We start from the raw sequence: 19,529 nt of genomic DNA on the forward strand, positions 1-19,529 counted from the left end.
TGCTGTTGTTACTCAATTGACTACAATAGTACTACCACCACCATCCTCCTACTTTAGCGGTAGCCTGTTTTCTTTGCGGGCGCCACCAGCACTTTAAAATAATACAATTCATATCATCACAAACCTGTGATGGTTGGCTTTTATATATTTTAAAATGAAATAATGTCAAAGAAAATCTTTATTGTTTTCTGGCTGATACTGCTTTGCAATACTTTGTATTCGCAACATGCTATCAGTGGAAAAATAGCACTTCAAGGTCAAGCAATTGCCTCAAATGTCCATATCCATATCGGTCAAAAAATCATTCGCAGTGATGTATCTGGTGGCTATTTAGCTGCCAATCTTCCAGCGGGCAGGACCCCTATTTCAGTTTCCTACGTTGGCTACCAATCCATTGATACCATCGTAGATTTGAAAACTAATTTAACGATCAATTTTAGGTTAAAGGTCAACACCACGAACTTAAATGAAGTAGTCGTTCAGGCAAAAGCAAAAGGCGAATCCAGCTCCAATCCTGCACACATTGTCAACTTACAATCGATAGAAAAGTACAGCAATCAAACTCTTGGTGATGCTTTGACTGAAGTAGCCGGTGTCTCCACTTTAAAGACAGGAAACGCTGTTGTGAAACCCATTATAAATGGTTTGTACGGTTCTAGAGTTGCTGTCCTAAACAATAATGTAAAGCTTGAGGATCAACAATGGGGATCTGAACATGCTCCTAATTTTGATATTAATAGCGCCAATAAAATAACCGTAATAAAAGGAGCTTCTGCTTTGCAATACGGCGGTGATGCTATAGGCGGACTTGTATTAATAGAACCTTTAAGCGTTAAAAAAGACACTCTTTTTGGTAGAACAATCCTTAATTATGACACTAACGGAAGAGGCGGATCCATCAGTTCGAGTATTCATAAAGGCAATAGCAAAGCTTGGAGTTGGAATGCGCTAGCTACTCTCAAATACATTGGAGATAAAACAGCACCAGATTACATTTTATCGAATACTGCTAATCGTGGAGCCAGTTTTTCGGGAGATATTAAATACGATGCGATTAAATACAATATAAGTGCCTCGTACAGTTACTACAAATCAGTTATTGGAATTTTGAGCGCTTCTCATACAGGAAATGTAAATGATCTTTACCAATCCATCAACAATAAAATTCCCGCTATTATAAATGATTTTAGTTACGATATCAATAATCCAAAGCAAGATGTTACACACCACATCGCCAAAGTAAATTTCAACTACTATTTTAATGAATCTGCTTTTCTAGCAGTTCAATATGCCTATCAATATAACAAAAGATTGGAATATGACGTGCGTAGAGCCGAATACAATGATACTGCAGCCTTAGATTTAGATTTAAAAACGAGCACAATTAACGTAGATTTTCAAAAGAAAGCACATGACTGGAATTTGAAATCAGGTGTTACAGGAAGCTTCCAAAATAACTATGCTGACCCTGCAACAGCTATTCGACCTTTAATTCCTAACTATGACAAAATTGACTTAGGTGCTTACGGAATTGCTAGTTACAGTTTACCAAATAATTTTACGATTGATGGTGGTTTGCGTTATGACTTTTCGAAAATAGATGCGACAAAATATTATCAAAAATCACGATGGGAAGAAAGAGGGTACGATACAACATTTCCTGAATTTATAACTGAAGACTTTGGAACGCAATGGTTAACAAAGCCGAGTTTTACTTTCCACAATCTATCTGCAAGTGCTGGGATTCAAAAAAAGACTGCTAATAACTGGCACTTTTTTGCAAATGCTAGTTTTGCATCAAGAAATCCTAACCCTTCAGAGTTTTTTAGTGATGGATTGCATCATTCAACGGGAGTAATCGAGTTGGGCGACTTAAATTTAGATAAAGAACAATCTACTAAAATATCGCTTACTATTCGAAAAAAAATCAATCAGTTTTCTATCGAAATCAATCCTTATATCAATTACATAAAAAATTACATCTATCTAAAACCCGTTGGTTTTGAGACAACGATTCGTGGCGCTTTTCCTGTTTGGGAATACCAGCAAACAGATGCTAGATTAATGGGAGTTGACCTTCAAACGCAGTGGGACATTAACAAATCATGGCAACATAGTTTTGCCATGGCCTACGTGAAAGGTGATGATCGTACCGAAAACCAACCATTGATTGACATGCCACCGTTCAATTTATACAATAAGATAAGCTTTTCTAAAAAAGAATGGCATGATCTTACTCTAGAATTAAAAAGCGAAATAGTAACGAAACAGAACCGCTATGCTGACAATAATTTCAGCACCAATATCATCAATAACAATGAATTACAAGCTGTTGTTGTAGATATCAGCACGCCTCCTCCCGCCTATCATTTACTCCATTTTTATTCCCAAATGAAGTTTGATACATTTAAGAATGTCAATACAACGGTGGCATTTTCTGTTCAAAATATTATGAATGTTTCCTACCGAGATTATTTAAATCGTCAACGCTTTTTTGCCGATGAAATGGGTAGAAGCTTTCAAGTTCAACTCAAATTCAATTATTAAACTTTATATCAATTAATTTAAATTCAAACAAAAATGAAAACAATGCAAAAATTAAACAAATTCAAAACGTACGCACTTATCATGGCAACAGTAGTAACATTATCATCATGTAGCAATGATGATACTAACGATGCACCAGTAAACGAAGAAGAATTAATCACGACAGTAACAGTAATTTACACGCCTGTAGGTGGCGGAACAGCAATTACTTTGCAGTACAAAGATCTAGATGGTGAAGGCGCAAATGCCCCAGTAATCACAGCCTCTGGAAATTTCGAAAAAAACAAAACCTACAATGGCGTCCTTACATTTAAAAACGAGTTAACTGATCCTGCAGAAGATATCACACTCGAAATTATCGAAGAAGGTGTTGACCACCAAGTTTTTTATCAAACAACGGGAACAGTAAACGCTTTTACTTACGATACTGCAGCAAGCAACTTAGATGCAAATGGATTACCTGTAGGTTTGCAATCTGTGTTCACAACTACTAACGCTGCTACTGGAACGCTAACCGTTACTTTGCGTCACCAACCTAATAAAACGGCAAGCAATGTGGCTTCAGGAGATATTACAAATGCAGCAGGAAGTACAGATGCTGAAGTTTCTTTTCCAATTTCTGTTTTATAGAGCATTAAAAAACTGATAAAATAGTCTTACTAACGAACCACAACTTGCTTTGAGCGAAAGATTTGTCTACATCACATCGCCAGCAACAGGAGAATTAGTACAAGTAAACCTTTCGACATTAAATACCTCAAAGATTAAAACTTCGATTACACCGTATAGTATTACCATTTTTGGTCTTGAAAACAGTACTACACATTAATTTACAACTTTTAGGCATGCGGTAGTTTAAGCCGCATGCTTATCATACAACAGTTATGAAAAAACAATCAACCATCGTTTTAGATTTCTTAGGAATATCTAGTGCTACACTCTGTCTAGTACATTGTCTCATTTTTCCACTTTTAACAATCCTCCCTTTTGGTTTTGGCAGCAGCCACTATATTGATCTCTTTTTTACTGCGATATCACTTTGCATTGTATTAAAAATCGTTTTTAGCTCCAGTCCGTTACTTGTGAAATTAATTCTTAGCTGTTCAGTAAGCACTGTAGTTGTAGCTGTCGTCTTAGAATCTTTTTTCTCCATCAACTCTCCTTTGATTTTAATAGGTGGCGTGGGAATGATCACTGGGCATCTAATCAATTATAAATCGCATTAAAGATTTAAGGAATTCTACTATTTTCCTTCGAATGGAAAATGTAAAATAGTTAATAGTTATTTCGCTATTCAAAAACAGTTGTATTATTGTAGCAGTCGTAAACTCGAGAATAAGATTTAAATTTAGATAAATTAAAACAGCAGCAGATTAAATCCATTTTTATCGTATCAATCTTTGGCAAAAAATGTAACCATTAAAAACCGAAAATAACTAACATCCTTTAAGAACTCATTCTGAGAAACAAGAATGCGTTACCACTTTCTTCACTTCCATAAAAATCATCTAATTGGTTATCTCTTGAAATTAGAGTTTAATTTGTAGTCCATTCGCAGATATTCTTTTTAAATTTGCATTGTGAAAATCTGGATAACTCTTTTATCGTTTTTTGTACTGTTGCTTTCAACGGTACCTTGCACTGCGCTTCCGTCTGCTTCAAAATGTTCGCTGGAAAAAGAATGCGAGAGCCAGTCGCATGATTGCGGTAATGATTGCTCAGGGAAATGTTCGCCTTTTTACTCCTGTGGTGGCTGCATAGGCTTCACTACGATGACAACTTCTGCTCTTATAAATGAAAAAGCATTATTAATTAGCACCAAAACAGTTAAAACTACGGCCTACAACAAATTTGGTAACTCGGCATTTATTTTTAAAATTTGGCAACCGCCTAAAATTTCTTAATACTTATACTTTTCAATAGCCGTGATTTCAAGATCGCGAGCATCATAATGTATTCATATTAAGAAATAAAAAATGTTTAAATATATTTTACTACTTGTGGCAATAACAACTATTGGCACAGCACAGGCGCAGTATACCCTTAAACTTAGTGTTAAAGACATTGATACTAATTTGCCACTAAATGCGGTTACCGCCACTATACAATCACAGTCACTAACTGTTTATTCTAATGCTGAAGGAATAATTACTTTCGAAAATTTACCTGAAGCAATGTACGCACTAACTTTTCAACTGGAAGGATATGAGCTAGAAAAAAACACAATTAATGTTCCCCTTAAAACTGCAGAACTAACAATTTACATGAAAAGTACTGCCGAGGAAATGGACGAAATTTTCATCACTTCAACCAGAGGGACGAGAACAATAAGCAATATTCCCACCCGTGTTGAATTTATTGCTGGTGAGGAATTGGAGGAAAAAGCCAACATGAAGCCCGGAGACATTCGTATGATGCTTAATGAAAGTACCGGAATACAAACACAGCAAACTTCGGCAACTTCTGGGAATTCTTCTATTCGAATACAAGGATTAGATGGTCGCTATACCCAAATTTTAAAGGATGGTTTTCCAGTATATTCTGGAGCTTCAAGCGGTCTTGGTTTACTACAAACACCTCCTTTAGATTTAAAGCAAGTCGAAATAATTAAAGGTTCTGCCTCTACTTTATATGGTGGTGGTGCTATCGCTGGATTAGTTAATTTAGTTTCAAAAACCCCAACAAAGGAAAGAGAACTACGTTTTTTACTTAACGGAACTTCTGCAGGAGGTCTCGATGTTAACGGGTTTTATTCTCAGCGTTTTAATAAAGTAGGTTTCACAGTCTTTGCCTCTCACGATAGAAACGCAGCCTACGACCCTTCAGATAATAGACTAACAGCAATCCCTAAATTTGAACGCTTCAATTTTAATCCAAAGCTGTTTCTTTATCTAAATGATAATACCGAACTGAACTTTGGTGTAAACACCGTTTTTGAGGATCGTATCGGTGGAAATATTGATTATATAAAAAATGAAAGTGCCTTCCCTGATAGCTATTTCGAAAAAAATAAAACCAAAAGATTGAGTTCGCAATTTACGCTTTCACATAAAATAAATGAAAGAGAATCGCTAACTGTTAAGAACAGCATTAACAATTTTAGTCGAGTAATTACAGTTCCTGATTATGTTTTTGATGGCGTGCAAACGAGTACTTTCTCTGAAATCACCTATGCAAATAATGGTCCGTTATCTCAGTGGGTGGCGGGAGCAAATTTATATACTGACGAGTTTAAAGAAGATAATTCTAGTGCAGCTCCCTTGAGAGATTATAACCAAATAACCTATGGTGTATTTGCTCAAAATACGGTAAAAGCAACGGATTGGTTGGATCTTGAAACAGGGATTAGAGGAGATTACGTTCATGAATATGGGTTTTCGTTCTTGCCTCGTTTATCGGCTTTGTTCAAAATAAGTCCGCAACTTAGCTCCCGTTTAGGTGGTGGTTTGGGTTACAAAACACCTACAATTTTTACTGAGGAGAGTGAATCTATTCAATATCAAAACGTCCTTCCTATTAGTAGCGATTTCAATAAACTGGAAAAAAGTTACGGTTTTAACTTTGATGTGAATTACAAAACCCAACTTTCTGAAGCCATTTCGTTTTCAGTAAATCAATTGTTCTTTTATACTAAAGTCAATGACCCTTTGATTTTAACGCCTCTCGCAAATGATAGTTTTCAGTTTATAAATGTTAACGGAAACCTAAGCACACGAGGAGCCGAAACCAATCTTAAATTTGGTTACGAAGATTTCAAATTATTCATTGGATATACATTTACTGACGCTACAGTAGAAAACAACGGCATCACATCTCAAAATCCTTTAACAGTAAAACACCGACTCAACAATGTGTTGATGTATGAAGTAGAGGATAAATGGAAAATAGGTTTAGAAGCATATTATTACAGTCCGCAACAATTAACTGATGGGGCTACGGGCCGTGATTATTGGATTTTTGGTGTCATGATTGAGAAATTATGGGAGAACTTTTCTATCTATTCTAACTTTGAAAACTTCACCGATACGCGACAAACTAGATTTGGCAGCATCTATACAGGCTCTTTATCAAATCCAGTTTTTAAAGACATTTTTGCACCACTTGATGGCTTCGTAGTCAATGCCGGTGTGAAGATCAAAATCTAAAATTTGATAGTACACGATATCATTAAAAAACCTCCTACATCTCATGATATAGGAGGTTTTCTATTTTTTAGGAGCAGAATGTTCAAGTAATTAATGAAAATCCCCTCCTGCTCTACGCTATATCTCTTCGTCCCGAAATGTCGGGACTGCGAGGATGCCGCTTCGATCAGGGCTATAAAGTGTGATCGCTTTTCATAATTACATCCTCAGCTGAATTTGGAAATAGCGTTTATAGTAAAGTAAGTAGGTATCCTAATAATGCACCTCCAATCACAATAAATGCACTGTTCATTTTCTTAAAAACAAAAACAACTAGCAAACTTACTACAGCGATAAAAAGGGTTCTCCAATCAGTTATGGCTTCTTTTCCCATACTTATACACACCGAAACGATTACCGCTACCGCGGCTACATTGACAGCATCTAAAAAAGCTGAAAACATTTTTGAATTTCGCATTTTAGGAACAAACGGATTTAAAAGAGCGACAAATAAAAACGATGGTAAAAAAATTCCTATTGTAGCAGCTATTGCTCCCCAAAAACCGCCCAACTGCCAACCTATAAAAGTAGCGGTAGATAAGACTGGTCCTGGTGTAAATTGTCCTATTGCCACTGCATCAATTAATTCTTGCTTGCTTAATATACCTGTAGCCACTAACTCAGCATCTAGAAATGCAAATAAAACATAACCACTCCCATACAGTAAGGCACCAACTTTAAAAAAGCTCCATAATATATTGAGGGTGCTCGGCGTAATTACCATTTGTAAAACTAGCACGGGTGCGAAACTTTTTAAGGACTGTCGAGAATTACTTGTCAAGTAAAAGATCAATCCAGCAAAGCCACAAACAAATAATGCAATAATTTCGCTTACTCCACATATACATGCAAGCAGTGTGAGTCCGCCTAACAATCCAAGTGTTCGATTTTTAATTGCTTTCTTACCCAAGGCATATACAGCCCCTAGAATGATTGCGATCACTGCAGGTTTGATTCCGTAAATAAATGGTTCCACTTTAGGTAACTGACCATATTGCTGATACAGCCATGCAAAAACCATCGTGATAACTACTGCAGGAAACACAAAACAAGCGCCCGCAACGATCAACCCTTTCCAACCCGCTCTTTCATGTCCGCAATGCATCGTCATTTCTGTAGAATTGGGACCGGGAATTAAATTAGTGGCTCCCACTAAATCCAGAAAATGCTGTTGTGTCATCCAATTTCTTTTCTTCACCACCTCGTCTTCCATCATAGCGATGTGAGCAGCAGGTCCACCAAAAGCAATGCTTCCCAGTTTAAAAAAAAGTAGTGCGACCTCTTTTAATTTATCATTCATTTTTTTGAGAATATTTTATCTTTCAACTTTTTTAAACATTATACTTTTTGCAAATAGGCTTGAAAATTTTATACGATGTTATAAAACACGGTTTACAATAAATGCAACTTTATGTTACTTCTGCTGTTTTAAATTCCGATCCATTTAGAGACAGTTGAAAGTAATTCAAAAGCAGGAGCAGTAGCTAAACACGACTTACAATTTATGTACATAATCATACAATCAACAAAATCTGTTAGCATGTGAAACAACAAACCAATTCCTATAATTTTAAAAGGCTTTTTCAAAAATAGTAAAACGAAATAGACTACCATAGCATAATAGCTGTGCAAAAAATGAAAATTAATACTGCACCTATTGACTTCAAAGATTGGATTTGCAAATAAATGATCCAAGTCAACTATCATAGTAGCTAACAGAATAGCATACACTACTTTCCAATCTTTTTTAAAAAAGAAAAAAGCAATAAAAAAAGGGAATACAAGATGCAAAAAGTAGTGTGTAAATGTCTGCATAGTTTGTAAAAATGTAATTTTAGAATTTGCAAAGAGTCTTGCAAAAGCAGATGTGAAAGGTCAGATTTTTTAAATTGATACACAAGTCTACAACATATAAATCATATTCCTATTGCGCTTTTTACCATTAGCTCACACTGATAAAACCGAAAATTCGCAAATTTAATACCATTTAATTGACAGTAACTATTTGTACCCTTAAATATTAATGGAGCAAAACCATCTTAACCCCAATCTTGTCTTTCTGACGAAGGAAGAATCTCTAAACAAGAAACGCTACAAACTATTTCCGCAACATATAGACTAACTGATATCTGCGCAGAATGCAATTCTGCGTTAACAATTGAACATAATCATTGATAATATGCGATTAAAACCCAACCTAACCCCAATCTTGTCTTTCTGACGAAGGAAGAATCTCTAAACAAGAAACGCTACAAACTATTTCCGCAACATAAAGACTAACTGATATCTGCGCAGAATGCAATTCTGCGTTAACAATTGAACATAATCATTGATAATATGCGATTAAAACCCAACCTAACCCCAATCTTGTCTTTCTGACGAAGGAAGAATCTCTAAACAAGAAACTCGACAAACTATTTCGGCAATATACTTACTCACTGATATCGGCACAGAATGCAATTCTGCGCTAACGATTGTACATAATCATTGATAACTACACTGGCAAAAACCCAACCTAGCCCCAATCTTGTCTTTCTGACGAAGGAAGAATCTCTCAACAAGAAACTCTACAAACTATTTCCGCAACATAAAGACTAACTGATAACAGCGCAGAATGCAATTCTGCGTTAACAATTGAACATAATCATTGATAATATGCGATTAAAACCCTACCTAACCCCAATCTTGTCTTTCTGACGAAGGAAGAATCTCTCAACAAGAAACTCTACAAACTATTTCCGCAACATAAAGACTAACTGATAACAGCGCAGAATGCAATTCTGCGTTAACAATTGAACATAATCATTGATAATATGCGATTAAAACCCTACCTAACCCCAATCTTGTCTTTCTGACGAAGGAAGAATCTCTAAACAAGAAGCTACACAAAATAATTCCGCAATATATAGACTCATAGATGTCAGCACAGAATGCAATTCTGCGCTAACGATTTGTAAATTAAAAAACCACCAACCCACAAACAAATAATTTGTGAATTAGCGGTTTAAAAATATATAATTGTTTTATAACTTCTCGACCATTACAAATAACGATCGGCCCAAGTAGCGATGATATTCCCTACATAAGCTGAGTCTTTTTTATCTGACAGTAGATGGTCAGCTCCGTTTAAAGAAATGAAACTTTTAGGATGTCTTGCGTCTTTATAAATTTCAGCGGCATTATCAATACTCACTGTCATGTCTTGAGGGGAATGCATGATTAAAATCGAACTTCTATACTCATCTAAAATGTGCTTAATATTTTGGTCTTGAATATCTTCCAAGAATTGCTTTTGGATAGTAAAATCACGTCCGCCAATAGAGACTAATGCCTTACCTGAACTATTGATTTCGTCAAAACTACTTTTAAATAAATGCGATACGTGCTCCGGATTAGAGGGCGCACCAATAGTCACAATGGCTTTTACTGATGGGATTTTTGCGGAGGCGGCAAGAACTGCTGCTCCTCCTAATGAATGTCCAATCAATAATTTTGGTGCTTGATAGTTGTCACTTAAATATTGCGCAGCACTATGCAAATCCTGAACATTAGAGGAGAAATTTGTATGTTCAAAATCTCCATCGCTTTCTCCTAACCCAGTAAAATCAAAGCGCATGACAGCAATATTTTTTTCGATTAATGTCTTGGCGATTGTTCGCACTGCCGTCAAGTTTTTATTACAGGTAAAACAATGTGCAAATAGTGCAAATGCTTTGGGTTCACCATTTTCAGGTAGCTCTAATCTTGCAGCTAAATCCTGTCCTTGTGCGTTCTTGAATGTTATTTTTTGTGAAATCATATTGCGTTACTTAAAAATTTATAAGAAATAAAAAATGCGATGACCGAGATGATAATACCAATAATAAAGACGTTGTAATTTAAACGCAGCATACGGTATTTTCGATCTAAAACTTTACCTAGAAGGTACAAATCTTTTGTCATTGCCGAAAATAAATAATCTTTATCGTCAGCAATGTCTTTTAAACTATCCTCAAAATCGTCTAATTCCATTTTGTGAAAATTTCCAAAGAACATGAGGTTTACCTTTTTCTTCACGACATCTTCTTTTGTGAATTTACCTGATGTAACGCTAGGACGTGTTACAATCACTGATAAAATTATAGAAATAACACTGAAGGACACAAAAATCATAGTGGGATACAGTAGATAAACATTCTCTGAATCCTCAAATTTTGGAATTAATTTTGAAAGCGAAATCGAAAGTATAATGGCATTGACTGATAGTAAAATATTTGCTTTTCTATCAGCAATATAACTTAGCTTTAAATGATTAGAGGACATGACTTTAAATAATATTTCGGCGCTTTTGTCAAGTTTACTTTCCTTAGAACTATCTTGTTCTTTCTTCTCTTTTTTATCAGCTTCTTTCTTATCGCCTTTTTTGTTGTCTTGTCTATTTTCTGCTTTCTTGTTGTTTTTTTTGAGCTCCTTATGTAGTTCGACTAAATTGTTATTTTTAGCAAACGTCCAATTGACATTGGCATATTTAGTATAAAATCGATGAGAATTAAAAATGGCAATGTTTTGTTCGAGCCATTCTTTATCAGTGTAAACACCACAATCATTATACTCAAATTCCAAACGCAATTGTTCTGACAATTTAGTGTAATCAGCCGAAGCCATGTGCGCAAAATCAGCATCACAAAGCACTTTCTCAAGCAAGGTTCCTGGGATTTCATGTAATTTTGTAGCATTAATACATTCTAGAACCGCACTCAATTTTTCTGCAGGATAATTCTCCTTCATTAAAAAATCGGCAGCGATCGTTATACTATGCTCTTCGTGCTTGGCTTTATCAACTGCGTACCCAAGATCATGGAACCAAGACGCGAGCAGTACAACTTCTTGTTCGTCCTTAGATATATTTTCCGCCTGAATGATTTCTGTAACTTTCGAAACCACAAATTGCGTGTGGTTATAATTATGATAGATGAAAGTTGATTTTAAATTTTCATTGAGGTAATTTAATACGAAGGTCTCGGCTTTTTTGAGAATTGTCTCCATTATTAGGTATTTATAATTGAATGTTATTTTTTGATACTTGATGTAATTGAGTTAATTTTTCTTCCCACATTTTCCTAATCATATTTAAAATACTCGGTCTCATCATGGTACCTACTGTGGTAAAGTCTAAATAAACATTAAGAACAACTTGAGTGCTGGTTTCATCTATTTTATGAAGCTTCACTAAATAAGAATAGTTCTTAGTAAACATCATGTTGGCGGTTTTTTCACCGTAAACCAAATCCTCTTCTGATGGCGCAGTTATCGTTTTAAATTTTAAATTTCCCAAACTTAATACGCAGTTGTGCTCTGTGCCTACCCTATTAATTTTACTTTCATTAAATTCTACCCGCTTGATATTTTTATCCCACAAATGGCGGTACTTTAATTCGCTTAAATAACTATAAATCGAATGAATACTGGCATTAAATATCTTTTCTAAAACCAATACCGGAGTGCTAAAATCTTCATTTTGACTGGTTGTAAGCGAAGCTTTTAAAACGATGGCATTTCTAACTTGCTCCAAATTTTTATAGAAATAATCTAAAACTTTGGCATCATAAATACCTGTTTCCCTTTGCCAGGAGTTGTCCATTTGCTTTTTATACAATTCAAAAACCGAATTGGTAAAAAGAATGTATTCGTTTGTGGTAATTTTATTTTTTAATAAGCGATGAATTTGGATGACATCTCTACCATAGGGTTTTACGATGTGCTTAACTTTTATATAACTCAAATCGCCATAATGCACTAAGAATTTTAATTCTAGATTGGTCGTTGTCCTACAAGATCCACAATCACATATACGCATTTTATCATAGTTCACCGTATGCTTATGAAAAGCTTCAAGCATGCGGTTTGTTTGTTCCATCAAGTTAGAATACTCCGGAATGGTAGTCGTAAACATGAATAGAGCATCACCCTCAATTTCCACTAGCTCCAAATCTAAAACCGTACTATCGAGCAAGATTTCTAGCAGTTCAGCGATAATGTGAATACTGTGTTCCACCTCAGTGTTGTTTACAAAATTTGTAAATCCGCTGATATCTGGCATAAAATAAAGGGCTTTTTTCACAGTATTGTTTTTGTTTGTAAAGGTTGTATATCAACTTAAAATAATCAATTAATAGCCACTTTGGTTATTCGAATAATTTTCGAAAATGATAGTTCATTTATTGAGAATTTTTATTCTTTATCCATTCATAAATGGCTTTTTGTGCTCTTTTTGGATTCACTAGATTGGGAATTAATATATTCTTACCTTCAGAAGTAATCTCTCTTTTCTTGGTGTTGTCTTCTAACTGAAAAGAGATAATTTGATTGATTTCTTTTTTAAGATCTTCGTCATCAATTGGAAAGCCTACTTCGATACGCCTATTTAAATTGCGATTCATCATGTCTGCCGAAGATAAATAAATGAGCTCGTTCCCTGCATTTGCAAAACGGTAAATGCGTGCATGTTCTAGAAACATATCAACGATTCTATATACTTTAATATTTTCACTTACCCCAGTGATTCCAGGCAATAACGTGCAAATTCCTCTAACTATTAATGTGATCTTTACACCCGCTTGGCTCGCTTCGTACAGTTTTTGAATTACGTCTTTTTCATCAATCCCGTTCAATTTCAATAAAATCCCCGATTCTTTTCCATCAAGATGATTTTGGATTTCGTTGTCGATAAAGTGAATTAATTGTTGCTTCATATTGAAACCTGCTACAAGCAGCGTTTGCATTGTAGTTTCTTTTTTCTTAGTTTTCAAAAATTGAAAAACCTTAGCAATATCTGTGGTATATTTTTTCTCGGCTGTAAATAAACCATGGTCTGCATAAACAGCAGCAGTATTTTCATTGAAATTTCCAGTAGCCAAATAGGCATATTCTTTAGTAGTATGCGCATCAGTTTTCATCGTAACCAAAGCAATTTTAGCATGGACTTTTAAATCCGGCATGCTGTAAATTATTTTGATTCCTGCCTTCTTCATTTCTTTAGCCCAATGCAAATTATTATCTTCATCAAAACGCGCTTTAATTTCGACAAAAACAGTCACTTTCTTTCCGTTTTTCGCAGCGCTAATTAATGCATTTGCAATTAGCGATTGGGTCGAAATTCGGTATAAAGTCACTTTTATTTGAGTCACACGATTGTCAATTGCTGCTTGATTAAAAAACTGCAAAACATAATGATAGGATTGATAAGGAAAATGCAACAACTGATTTTTCTTGTCTATAACTTCAAAAATACTATTCGAATTTTCAAAATCATTATGGTCTAAAGGCGGCATAAACGAACTTTGTAATAGCGGTTTTAAAGGATTTGGAAATTTAAATAGATCAAACAGATTATGCATTTTTCCACCTGCCATCATTTCTCGCTTCTTAAATTGGAAGGTCTTTTTGCAAAAAAGTATCTCCTCCTCTGGCATCGCTATATCATATAAAAAGCGCGTAGGTAATCCCTTCTTGCGCTCCTCAATCTTGTCTTGTATTTTACTAATTAAATTACCTGATTTCTCATCTTCGATTTCGTAGTCTTCATCACGATTAATCTTTATAGAATAACAAGAAATAATTTCCTCTTGAGTGAAGATTAAATGCATACAAGATTTTATTATTTCGTCAAGCGAAATAATGAAATCTCTATGTTCATATTTAGAAAGCAATTTATAACGTTCTAATTTATCTGAAGGTATGGTTATGTATGCATGATTTTCGTCTCCATTTTGATCTTTTAATTTGACCATAAAATACAGACGGCGATTATCCAGAAAATAATTCGAATTTGCCTCTTCCTTCACAAAAACTATTTGGATAAATCCTAACACATTGCTCTTAAAATAGCGTTCAATTTCTCTTTTATAAAAGCTTTCAATAGCTTGACCCTCATAAACTACAATGTTATTAGTGCCTAATTCAGGGATAATTTGGTCTCTCCAGATGTTTCCAAATTCCATCTGTTGCATTTGAATTTCGTCAAGAATAGCAGTAAAATGAGCACCCTTTCTAACGCTTTTTTCTTTAGCTAATCTATTTACTTTTACCCTAAAAAACTCATCCAAATTAGAAGAAAAAATTGCTAAAAATTTGATACGTTCATATAGTGCATTAGTATGATCTGCTGCTTCGTCAATAATACATTGATTAAAGTAAAGCCAAGAAAGCTCTGAAGAAATAAGGGGCTGTTTCATTTTTTAGACTGGTTTCTAAATCTATTTTATCGCAGTACTACGACCATTAAATAATAAAATACCTAATCAGTAAATTTTTGATTGGGATTTTAATATAGTTGTACAAATTAATTGAATCATCATGTTATTTATTAACTGTCGAAAAAACATGGCGTTCCTGACATTATTTCTTCTAAAATTTTAAATTAAAGACAGATAATTTGGATCAATGCGACTCTTCACAAAGTACGTATTTTGATGCAGATTATCTTTTTCTTTCTAAAAAATTAAGTGAGATTTTGCAATATATCGCTCACTTGTGAACGCTTCATATAATTAGTGTTAAATTGCCTCCATTTTATTTTTTCATCTTTCGAAATGATGAATGTCGCAGGAACTGCCAATTGCTCACTATCATCAGAATGACTTTCTTTAAGCTGTGCTCCCATTATTACATTGTAAACAATTCTCAAAACTGCTTTTGGTTTAAAAAGGACATCATAAGCTTTGGCTACAGTATGATCTTCATCGTATAAAATAGTAAATTCTGCTCCCGTTTTTTCAATGGTCTTCTTTATAAATTCTGATTTTTCAGGAGAAACCACTACCACACTAGCACCCTTTTTATAAATCAATGGTAAACTCTCTTGTATTTCCTTTAAATGCTTGTTGCAGAAAGGACACCATTGACCACGAATAAATATTAGAACAACTTCTCCTTTTAACAACGCATTCGATAGTAAATACTTTTTTTCGTAAATATCTACTGCAGTAAATTCTGGAGCCATTTCTCCTATTTTCAAGCCGCTTATTTTATTCATTATTTTTTTATTATGTGAGTGTTATAACTCCATCATGACTTTTTTTTCGAAAATTTAGCAATATTTTAAACATATTCTAAAATTTCACTCTGTTAGAATCTAATTTAGCAAGTTATAGTAATATGATTTCTTTTCGAAAATAAATTCTATTCTGTTTCTATAAAAAAGCTTAGAATGCTCTAATGTAGTTATCAATTTTTTAGTAAAGAGTAATTAAGTATTATTTCGCCTCTCAAACTTTCTAGAAATCATTTTCCTGAGCAATTTTAACACACCAATTAAACCTTTATAAAGAAATACGGTCAAAGAAAGAAAGAAAACCCAATGAAAAAATATTTTGTACTATCCTTGATTTTATTAGGAAATCTAATTTTTGCACAGAAAAATGCGGCTCATTTAACTGCGACAATTATAGGGTCCGGCTCTCCAAAATTTAGTACAGAGCGCTCTGGACCTTCTGTATTGATATCGTATCAAGATACGCAGATCCTGGTAGATATGGGAAATGGAACACAAGCCAACTTAGATAAAAACAGTACAAAAATCAAAGACATTGATGGTCTGCTTTTTACACACCATCATTTAGACCATAATGAGGAATTTGCACCTATTTTTATTCAATCACTTCTGGGAGGCACAAAGACAATTATTGCTGGTCCTCCAAAAACTACCGCTATTGTCGATAATTTTATCGAAATCTATGATGAAGATATCGAGTACAGATTGTCTAAATCTGGGCGAACTTTAAGTCAAGTAAAACAAAACTTTAAAGTGGTGGATTTGATAGATGAAACCCCTTTTTACATCGGGTCAATTAAAGTAAGCTATGCTAAAGTAAATCATACCATCGCTACACTCGCTTATCGATTTGATGTAGCTGGAGAATCGATTGTTGTTTCTGGTGATTTGACATATTCTGAAAATTTGCCTGTTCTTGCTAAAAATGCCGACTATCTAATTATTGATTCAGGTGGTGCAATCACCCAAGGATCAAAGGCAAAAAACAGGACTGATAAAGCAGGCAAAAACAGAAATACAAACAATCGAAATTCTCCGAAAAACGGGACTAAAAAAAGCGAATCAACTAAAGAAAAAGCACATGTTAATCTAGCTGAAAGTTCGCTAATGGCAAAAGAGGCCAATGTTAAAAACATGGTTTTAACCCATTTTAATTCAGTTTTAATTGACGAAGAAGCAACAACAGCTGAAATTCGGAAAAGCTTTAAAGGAACTATTTTATTCGCTCAAGATCTAATGGTCTTACCTCAACGCTAAATTACTGGAACATCAATAATTAGATATTGAAAATCAACTAATTATACATTAAACAAACTTATATTAATACTTTGAAGACAATGAAAAACGCTATTAAATTTTCGACAATATTGCTCGTAACAGCGGCTTTTGCAAGCTGCAAATCTAATCAAGAAACAACAGAATCAAACAAAAGAAAACGTGCTGACGTGGCCCAAATGTTTGCTAATATGGATAGCAACAAAGACGGAAAAATATCTGCAATTGAGGCTAAAGGAAAATTGAGAGAGAATTTTAGAAAGCGAGATCGCAATAATGACGGCTATATAACTCGCGACGAACTAGGAAGAAAAAAGTAAATTATCGAGTACTAGTTCGCATTCCACCTAAAAGTAAATTACAACAATCTTTAAGTTGCCCAAAAGATTATACCACTAAAAAAGCTCCAGCTGTTGAAACGGTCTGGAGCTTTTTTATTTATAAATGTTGCTAATTATGTAAAAGCAAATGGAACGCAATTTAATGTTTCACTTACTGTAAGTTTATAAAAAGACGTTCATGACTAATAGAATTTTATTAAAATATCATTCCTATTTGGGTATCATTTCTGGAGTTTTCTTGTTTAGTTTAGGTATCACAGGTTCGTTCTTAATATTTTCAGAAGACATTGATTTGCTTCTCTTTGATAAATATGCCACCACCTCAACTACTAGTGAATTGCAGTTAGATAAGGCTATTAGCGAAGTACAGAAGAATTTTCCTGACTGGAATGCCAGAATTATCCAACTCGAGCGAGGGAAAACGATACAATTTGATTTGAGAAAGCTTGACGCTAAGCAATATGCATTTGCAGATCCTGTTTCGGGAAAAATTACTGCTGTCATAGACGCTAATAGTCCTTTGACCAAATGGCTTTTAAAATTTCACTACTCTTTGCATACGGGCATCATAGGAGAAATTCTAATATTTATAGCTGGGATCGCCTTCTTCTTGTCTTTAATTACGGGAATTATTGTCTATCGAAAGGTCATCTTAAAAACGTTATTATTCCAGAAAAAATTAAATAAAAGCAGCAAGCAACGTTATTACTCTACCTTACATCGTTACGTAGGTGTATGGGCCTTGCTACTTAATTTACTACTAGTGCTTACCGGAATCGTATTATCGTTTAATATCGTTAGTTCGGGCTTGAAAAAAGCTGAGATTCGAAGTATTCCTGTAGTCAAGATTTCTATCGAAAAAGTATTAGAGAATACTAAAAAAGCATACCCTGATTTTGAGACGACGTATATTAGACTGCCGTCTTCTGAGGATGGAAAGCTAATTTTGAATGGAACTTTTACAGGAGACCCTTTTTACTTAAGTAAATACTACAATAAAATATCAGTGGCATATAAAACGGGAGAGGTGGTTGGTATTACTAGAATTGCCGACTCAAGTTTTTTAAATAAATTGGTAAGTAGTATTTTACCAGTCCACTCTGGTCACTACGGAAACTGGTTTATCAAAATAATTTATTGTCTTGTAGGTCTTTCAGGACCATTTTTATCCGTAACAGGTTACTATATTTGGCTGAAGAGGAAAAAACTACTCAAGTGAGACACTTACATTTGCTATGATGTAAAAAGAAGTTAAAGTTCATTAAGTTTTCTATTATATCAAATGAGATAAACTTCATCTAAAAAATAAAAGTTTTTAATACATTTACAATTAAAAAGAGCCCATTTCTTGCGATATGGGCTCTTTGTATCTTGAAGTACAACAAGTTAATCTTTTTATATAATAGTTAAAATGGCCTATTAAGGTTACCAGGTACAATCTTAAAATTTTAAACCATCTCGCCTCTTGCTGGATAACCTGATTCTGTGATAAAATCTATTGCTTTTACAAATGATGGTAAGTATGGTCTTCCCCAAGGATTACTATTAATTGCAGCATAATAAACCGCTGCATCGTTATCAATTAGGAATAATCCAGGTTCGCTAAAAACATCTGGTTCTTCCTCTTTAATTCCTTTGCTAATGTATAGTCCCCAATTTTTTGCTGTTTCAAGGTCAAGATCGTAACCCACATGCAGCTTTTTTAATCCCCAATCTTTTCTAGACAAACGTGCGCGCTTCTCATCGTCCATACTCACGGCAACCACCTTCACTCCTTTTTTATCAAAATCGCCTAACAAATCTTCTAATTCAATTAAGTACTTTTTACAAAGCGGACAGTGTAAACCTCTATAAAATACGAGTAGCGTAAAATTTTCTGGTTTTTGTTCTTCTAAACTGTAGGTACTTCCATCTAATAATGGAAAACTAAGTTTTGGCGCTTTATGTTTCGGTGTTGGTCTGTTCATATTTTTTATTTTTTTAATTACTAATAACAAGCTTAAACTACTTTAATACATACTTTAGAATATGTTACCCAAGTTAATATAATGCTTAGATAATGAGATTATTATCTCATATAAAAATAGAAAGAATTTTATGGAAGACAATGACAAGAGTAGCTTTTAACAATTTCTTTAACGTAGTAATTTC

The 19,529-nt window shown here is 34.3% G+C and carries 17 protein-coding genes; 9 read left to right on the forward strand and 8 right to left on the reverse strand.

Annotation, left to right across the window (positions count from 1 at the left end):
* Positions 1 to 162 precede the first annotated feature (162 nt).
* From H603_RS0104210 to H603_RS0104230, 6 genes are all read left to right on the forward strand, one after another.
* A complete protein-coding gene (locus tag H603_RS0104210) occupies positions 163 to 2,547 on the forward strand; it encodes a TonB-dependent receptor (RefSeq protein ID WP_026707408.1) in 2,385 nt (794 codons plus the stop codon).
* Between the two features lie 42 nt (positions 2,548 to 2,589).
* The gene (locus H603_RS0104215) at positions 2,590 to 3,177 is read left to right on the forward strand and encodes a type 1 periplasmic-binding fold superfamily protein (protein ID WP_035675438.1); all 588 of its coding nucleotides are present in this window, start codon (positions 2,590 to 2,592) and stop codon (positions 3,175 to 3,177) included.
* Between the two features lie 49 nt (positions 3,178 to 3,226).
* Positions 3,227 to 3,376, forward strand: coding sequence for a hypothetical protein (locus H603_RS17425; protein WP_157510396.1), 150 nt, complete (start codon positions 3,227 to 3,229; stop codon positions 3,374 to 3,376).
* Between the two features lie 55 nt (positions 3,377 to 3,431).
* Positions 3,432 to 3,773 carry a MerC family mercury resistance protein gene (locus H603_RS17260; RefSeq protein WP_084157715.1) on the forward strand — a complete coding sequence of 114 codons (342 nt, stop codon included), beginning with the start codon at positions 3,432 to 3,434 and terminating at the stop codon, positions 3,771 to 3,773.
* A gap of 354 nt (positions 3,774 to 4,127) precedes the next feature.
* Positions 4,128 to 4,451, forward strand: coding sequence for a hypothetical protein (locus H603_RS0104225; protein WP_026707411.1), 324 nt, complete (start codon positions 4,128 to 4,130; stop codon positions 4,449 to 4,451).
* 72 nt (positions 4,452 to 4,523) lie between these two features.
* Positions 4,524 to 6,692, forward strand: coding sequence for a TonB-dependent receptor (locus H603_RS0104230; protein ID WP_051219156.1), 2,169 nt, complete (start codon positions 4,524 to 4,526; stop codon positions 6,690 to 6,692).
* A 229-nt stretch (positions 6,693 to 6,921) separates the two neighbouring features.
* Here the strand turns inward: H603_RS0104230 and chrA are convergent, their stop codons facing one another.
* From chrA to H603_RS0104265, 7 genes are all read right to left on the reverse strand, one after another.
* On the reverse strand, positions 6,922 to 8,031 hold the full coding sequence (chrA, locus tag H603_RS0104235) for a chromate efflux transporter (RefSeq protein ID WP_026707413.1): 1,110 nt from the start codon (positions 8,029 to 8,031) through the stop codon (positions 6,922 to 6,924).
* Positions 8,032 to 8,159: 128 nt separating this feature from the next.
* The gene (locus H603_RS17655) at positions 8,160 to 8,546 is read right to left on the reverse strand and encodes a DUF6122 family protein (RefSeq protein WP_026707414.1); all 387 of its coding nucleotides are present in this window, start codon (positions 8,544 to 8,546) and stop codon (positions 8,160 to 8,162) included.
* 1,225 nt (positions 8,547 to 9,771) lie between these two features.
* Entirely contained in the window at positions 9,772 to 10,530 is a 759-nt protein-coding gene (locus H603_RS16440) for an alpha/beta hydrolase family protein (protein WP_035675440.1), read from the reverse strand.
* A complete protein-coding gene (locus H603_RS0104250; protein WP_026707415.1) occupies positions 10,527 to 11,756 on the reverse strand; it encodes a Pycsar system effector family protein in 1,230 nt (409 codons plus the stop codon). The genes H603_RS16440 and H603_RS0104250 overlap by 4 nt, the downstream gene beginning before the upstream one ends.
* A 10-nt stretch (positions 11,757 to 11,766) precedes the next feature.
* A complete protein-coding gene (locus H603_RS0104255; RefSeq protein WP_157510397.1) occupies positions 11,767 to 12,831 on the reverse strand; it encodes a DUF2652 domain-containing protein in 1,065 nt (354 codons plus the stop codon).
* Positions 12,832 to 12,928: 97 nt separating this feature from the next.
* Complete coding sequence (gene ppk1, locus H603_RS0104260) at positions 12,929 to 14,944, reverse strand: polyphosphate kinase 1 (protein WP_026707417.1); 2,016 nt, start codon at positions 14,942 to 14,944, stop codon at positions 12,929 to 12,931.
* Between the two features lie 266 nt (positions 14,945 to 15,210).
* Entirely contained in the window at positions 15,211 to 15,744 is a 534-nt protein-coding gene (locus tag H603_RS0104265; RefSeq protein WP_026707418.1) for a peroxiredoxin family protein, read from the reverse strand.
* 324 nt (positions 15,745 to 16,068) lie between these two features.
* On the opposite strand from H603_RS0104265, the gene H603_RS0104270 reads away from it, so the two are divergent.
* The 3 genes from H603_RS0104270 to H603_RS0104280 all read left to right on the forward strand — a co-directional run bounded on the left by H603_RS0104270 (position 16,069) and on the right by H603_RS0104280 (position 18,597).
* Complete coding sequence (locus H603_RS0104270) at positions 16,069 to 17,019, forward strand: MBL fold metallo-hydrolase (protein WP_026707419.1); 951 nt, start codon at positions 16,069 to 16,071, stop codon at positions 17,017 to 17,019.
* An 80-nt stretch (positions 17,020 to 17,099) separates the two neighbouring features.
* Positions 17,100 to 17,357, forward strand: a complete 258-nt coding sequence (locus H603_RS16445; protein ID WP_051219158.1) for an EF-hand domain-containing protein — start codon at positions 17,100 to 17,102, stop codon at positions 17,355 to 17,357.
* A gap of 199 nt (positions 17,358 to 17,556) precedes the next feature.
* Positions 17,557 to 18,597, forward strand: a complete 1,041-nt coding sequence (locus tag H603_RS0104280; RefSeq protein WP_026707420.1) for a PepSY-associated TM helix domain-containing protein — start codon at positions 17,557 to 17,559, stop codon at positions 18,595 to 18,597.
* 229 nt (positions 18,598 to 18,826) lie between these two features.
* On the opposite strand, the gene H603_RS0104285 is transcribed toward H603_RS0104280, so the two are convergent.
* A complete protein-coding gene (locus H603_RS0104285) occupies positions 18,827 to 19,345 on the reverse strand; it encodes a peroxiredoxin-like family protein (RefSeq protein WP_026707421.1) in 519 nt (172 codons plus the stop codon).
* Positions 19,346 to 19,529 lie beyond the last annotated feature (184 nt).

This window comes from Flavobacterium frigidarium DSM 17623 (assembly GCF_000425505.1).
In the GTDB taxonomy this organism is placed as follows: Bacteria; Bacteroidota; Bacteroidia; order Flavobacteriales; family Flavobacteriaceae; genus Flavobacterium; species Flavobacterium frigidarium.